This is a genomic window from Streptococcus sp. 400_SSPC (assembly GCF_001072745.1).
In the GTDB taxonomy this organism is placed as follows: domain Bacteria; phylum Bacillota; class Bacilli; order Lactobacillales; family Streptococcaceae; genus Streptococcus; species Streptococcus xiaochunlingii.
Map to the genome: position 1 here is coordinate 1 of NZ_JVIQ01000006.1, position 4,935 is coordinate 4,935.

A 4,935-nucleotide genomic window follows, 5' to 3' on the forward strand; every position below is an offset into this window, starting at 1 on the left:
CTGCGTCTTGCTCGACAATCCAAAGACAATTGAGAGGCTAGGACTTTTGTCCCAGCCTCTTTTGTTTTTTCGAGGGATCAAAAAAGCCGTGTTCCCAGCTCCCTACTAAAGGAAGTTGGCCATGAACACGACTGATTGAATGGTTAGAATTTAGTGGGAGCCCTTTAATTTTTTCAGAAGAGTTTGCAGTTGCTGATGCTCTTCTTCGCTAAAGACACTCATAACTTTTTGAACATTTTGTATATGATCAGGAAGAACTTCGATAATTTTTTTACGGCCCTTTTCTGTCAAAGAAACAATGCAGGCACGACGGTCATCTGGATCCGTTTCACGCTTGATCCATCCATCACGCACCATATTTCGAATCACGACAGTCATATTTCCAGAGGTCGCTAAAATACTGTCAATCAGGTTCTGGATACGGAGATCCCCCTTACTGTACAAGGTTTCTAAAACGGAAAACTGAGTAGGAGTCAACTGATGTTCCTTAAAGACATGTGACTCTGCTGCACGAAAAGTCCGTTCCGCTTTGTGAAAGACAATCATAGTTTTTAATTCTGTTTGGGCTTCTTCAAATAGTTTTTCTAAATTCTTCATACTATTATTTTATCAATAAATAGTATTAGACGCTATTAAGCCTTAATATCAAATACATTACAGGTGGGTGACAAGATAATGGAATTATCAACACAAGAAATAGGTCTGTTAACTTCACTTTCAAATTATTTACAATTCGAATAGTTAGAAGGAGTAAAGTTTATGTGGAATCTTTAGCAAAATCTTGCTCCAAGTCAGATTTATGGTGTATAATATAGGTATTGTAGCCAGCTTCTGGTAGAATCTTAGTCTAAATTGGTTCGTCTGTAACTGGTCCCAGATAGAAAGTAGGTAAGGTATGAAAATTTCTGATCGTGTATTAAAGATGGAAGAAAGTGTCACCCTGGCAAGTGATGCCAAAGCAAAAAAACTAAAGGCAGAAGGAAAAGATATCCTCTTTCTAACCTTGGGCCAGCCTGATTTTCACACTCCTGAGAATATTCAAGATGCTGCAGTTCAAGCTATTCGGGATGGGCGGGCTTCCTTTTATACGGTTGCTTCTGGCATGCCAGCATTAAAGGCTGCCGTCAATACCTATTTCGAACGCTACTATGGATACACTGTATCACCAAATCAAGTCACCTTTGCGACTGGAGCGAAGTTTTCGCTCTATACCTTCTTTATGGCTGTGCTCAATCCAGGTGATGAGGTCATCATTCCAACACCATACTGGGTCAGCTATGGGGACCAAGTCCTGATGGCAGAAGGAGTTCCTGTATATGTCAAAGGGCACCAAGCCAATGATTTTAAGGTATCTGTTGAGCAATTGGAAGAAGCTCGTACAGAAAAGACCAAGGTCTTGGTCTTAAACTCTCCTTCTAATCCGACGGGGATGATTTATAGCAAGGACGAACTCCTAGCCATTGGAAATTGGGCGGTTGAACATGACATTATTATCCTAGCGGATGATATCTATGGTCGCCTGGTTTATAACGGCAATGAGTTTGTTCCGATTTCAAGCTTATCGGAAGCCATCCGCAAACAAACGGTTGTCATTAACGGTGTTTCAAAAGCCTATGCTATGACAGGTTGGCGGGTTGGTTATGCGGTTGGTGATCCCGAAATCATCGCAGCTATGAGTAAACTGACTGGTCAAACAACTTCCAACCTGACGGCCGTATCGCAGTATGCTACGATTGAAGCCTTGACAGGTCCACAAGACTCGGTAGAGGTGATGCGTCAAGCCTTTGAGGAGCGTTTGAACACCATCTATCCTCTTTTGAGCGAAGTTCCAGGTTTTGATGTCATTAAGCCACAGGGAGCTTTCTATCTCTTCCCAAATGTCAAAAAAGCCATGGAGATGAAAGGTTATACGGATGTGACAGAGTTTGCAACTGCCATCCTGGAAGAAGTGGGAGTTGCCCTCATTACAGGTGCTGGATTTGGAGCCCCAGAAAATGTGCGTCTTAGTTATGCTACTGACCTGGAAACGTTGAAAGAAGCTGTTCGCCGCTTGCATCAATTTATGGAAAATTAAAAATTAAGAGGCTGGGACAAAAGTCCTAGCCTTTCAATTGTCTTTGGATTTTCGAGCAAGACGCAGTGGTTGAGTGGGCTCTACTACGCTGATTTCATCAGCTTTTACAGCCTTACTCAACTGTGCGGAGGTGGGACGACGAAATTGAATTCTAACGAATTATCGATTTCTGTCCCACTCTCTTTTCTTTAGAATTATAAGTAATCGCCAGAAAGGATCCTATTCGCCTTTTTCACAGGGACACGGGTCTTAGCTCCGTTATTTCCTTTGGGAAGGCGGAGTTTTTGACTAGGTTTTTCTGGCAGCTGTGGAGTCACAGGTTTTTCAACTACTGGACTGGTCACTTCTTTATAGAAATAGGTTACTGTAACCAGGTTAGAAATGTGGAGTTTATGGGAGGTCAGTTCTCCTTTGTCAGCTGATTGGAAGGTATAAGTTTTTCCATTAGCTTGGATCTGAGCATGTGCTGTTGGTAGACCAGCTTCGTAAGCCAAATCAAGGCTCCGCTCGACGCTGTTTTCTTGGGAAGGCGCAATTTCTTGTCCCTTTTCATCCACAAAACGAGCTCGTTTAATAACGTCAGGATTCAAATCGATATCGTCATAGAGATGAATGACTTCAATGACCGGTGCTGTAGCAGAACCTTTTTCTGGAGCGCTATTGTATGCAAAGCCATCTTTGATACCAAGATCAGAATATCGCACACGGTACCATGTTTTTCCGTTTTCGTCTGTAACCGTTGCTGGTCCATTTCCAGAGACATCATATTCGGTAAAAGCATGGGCTTCAACTGTCTTGTAGACGACATCTGTTGAAGAAGCAACTGGAGAAAAGTCTGGTTTCAAAGTCCGACGACGATGGATAACACGAATTTCAGAGATTCGTGGATCTACTGGAGTTTTAGCAGAAGCTGGGGCTGCTTCCTCAACGGTTGGGGTAGTTGTTTCTTCGTTAGGAAGTGGGGCTAGTGTTTCGTTGGTAACTACAGTAGCTCCACTCTCTGAAATGACTGAAACAGGAGTAAGCGTATCTTGTCGCTCAGAGATAGGAGCAGTGATTAGTGCAGTCTGCTCATCCGCAAAAGTGGTTGTTGCGAGACTGAGGGCTAAAACAGCTGCACACAATCCCGTAGTGAGTTAAATTTTCTTTTTCATATTTTCCTCTTTATACATACTGATAGTATAACTTGCAAGCTTTTTACTTGTCAAAAACAGCTGCTATAAAGGGATGAAATTGCAGGGGTTTCCTTTGAATAATCAAAATATAGGATAGAATATTTAAATCGGTTCAAGAATTTGAGAAAGTTGAATTACTTTTTTTAAAATGTCTGTTTTCGTCAAAAAAAGCCGAATTTTTAGATTGTGAGAGATAGCTATCGGCTCTTATTTGTGGTAAAATGAAAGGTGATCATGTCTTCGGACAAGTACAATGAGAAAAGGAAGATGTATTATGAAAAAACGGATTACCATCATCGAAGTAAAAGATTACGTTGGTCAAGAAGTGACCATCGGGGCTTGGGTGTCGAATAAATCAGGAAAAGGGAAAATTGCTTTCTTGCAATTGCGTGACGGAACTGCCTTTTTCCAAGGGGTTGCTTTTAAACCAAACTTTATCGAAAAATTCGGTGAAGAAGTGGGTCTTGAAAAATTTGATACCATCAAACGCTTGAGCCAAGAAACATCTGTCTTTGTGACAGGGATTGTCAAAGAAGACGAGCGCTCTAAATTTGGTTATGAATTGGATATTACAGACATCGAAGTCATTGGTGAATCGCAAGACTACCCAATTACTCCAAAAGAACACGGAACAGATTTCTTGATGGATAACCGCCACTTGTGGTTGCGTTCACGCAAACAAGTAGCGGTGATGCAAATCCGTAACGCTATTATCTATGCAACTTATGAGTTCTTTGACAAGAATGGCTTCATGAAGTTTGATAGCCCAATTCTTTCAGGAAATGCGGCAGAAGATTCTACAGAACTTTTCGAAACAGATTACTTTGGGACACCAGCTTACTTGAGTCAATCAGGACAGCTTTACCTTGAAGCTGGAGCTATGGCCCTTGGTCGTGTCTTTGACTTTGGTCCAGTATTCCGTGCGGAGAAATCAAAAACTCGCCGTCACTTGACTGAGTTCTGGATGATGGATGCGGAATACTCATACTTGACACATGATGAGTCACTTGACTTGCAAGAAGCTTATGTTAAAGCTTTGCTTCAAGGTGTTCTAGATCGTGCTCCTCAAGCCTTGGAAACTTTGGAACGTGATACTGAGCTTTTGAAACGCTACATTGCAGAGCCGTTCAAACGCATTACTTATGATGAAGCGATTGATCTCTTGCAAGAGCATGAAAACGATGAAGATGCGGACTACGAACATCTCGAGCATGGAGATGACTTCGGTTCTCCACACGAAACTTGGATTTCAAACCACTTTGGTGTACCAACCTTCGTGATCAACTATCCAGCAGACATCAAGGCCTTCTACATGAAACCAGTTCCTGGTAACCCAGATCGCGTGCTTTGTGCAGACTTGCTTGCGCCAGAAGGTTATGGAGAAATCATCGGTGGTTCCATGCGTGAGGAAGACTACGATGCCCTTGTCGCTAAGATGGAATCACTTGGTATGGATCGTACAGAATATGAATTCTATCTTGACCTTCGTAAATACGGTACAGTCCCACACGGTGGATTTGGTATTGGTATCGAGCGTATGGTGACTTTTGCAGCAGGTACAAAACACATCCGTGAAGCCATTCCATTCCCACGTATGTTGCACCGTATCAAACCTTAATAACTATAAGAGAGTGGGACAGAAATCGGTAATTCGTTAGAATTCGATTTCGTCGTCCCACCTCCGCA

At 42.3% G+C, this 4,935-nt stretch carries 4 protein-coding genes; 2 read left to right on the forward strand and 2 right to left on the reverse strand.

Annotated elements, in window-relative coordinates:
* Positions 1-150: 150 nt before the first annotated feature.
* Complete coding sequence (locus tag ADH49_RS01325) at positions 151-597, reverse strand: MarR family winged helix-turn-helix transcriptional regulator (RefSeq protein WP_048688385.1); 447 nt, start codon at positions 595-597, stop codon at positions 151-153.
* 298 nt (positions 598-895) lie between these two features.
* Here ADH49_RS01325 and ADH49_RS01330 point away from each other — a divergent pair, with 298 nt between their 5' ends.
* Positions 896-2,074: a pyridoxal phosphate-dependent aminotransferase gene (locus tag ADH49_RS01330; protein WP_048688387.1), complete on the forward strand. Its 1,179-nt coding sequence runs from the start codon at positions 896-898 to the stop codon at positions 2,072-2,074.
* 194 nt (positions 2,075-2,268) lie between these two features.
* Here ADH49_RS01330 and ADH49_RS01335 read toward each other — a convergent pair whose 3' ends face one another.
* Positions 2,269-3,198, reverse strand: a complete 930-nt coding sequence (locus tag ADH49_RS01335; protein ID WP_065426959.1) for a cell surface protein — start codon at positions 3,196-3,198, stop codon at positions 2,269-2,271.
* A 322-nt stretch (positions 3,199-3,520) separates the two neighbouring features.
* Between ADH49_RS01335 and asnS the strand changes: the two genes are divergently transcribed.
* Positions 3,521-4,867 carry an asparagine--tRNA ligase gene (asnS, locus tag ADH49_RS01340; RefSeq protein ID WP_192831858.1) on the forward strand — a complete coding sequence of 449 codons (1,347 nt, stop codon included), beginning with the start codon at positions 3,521-3,523 and terminating at the stop codon, positions 4,865-4,867.
* Positions 4,868-4,935: the final 68 nt, after the last annotated feature.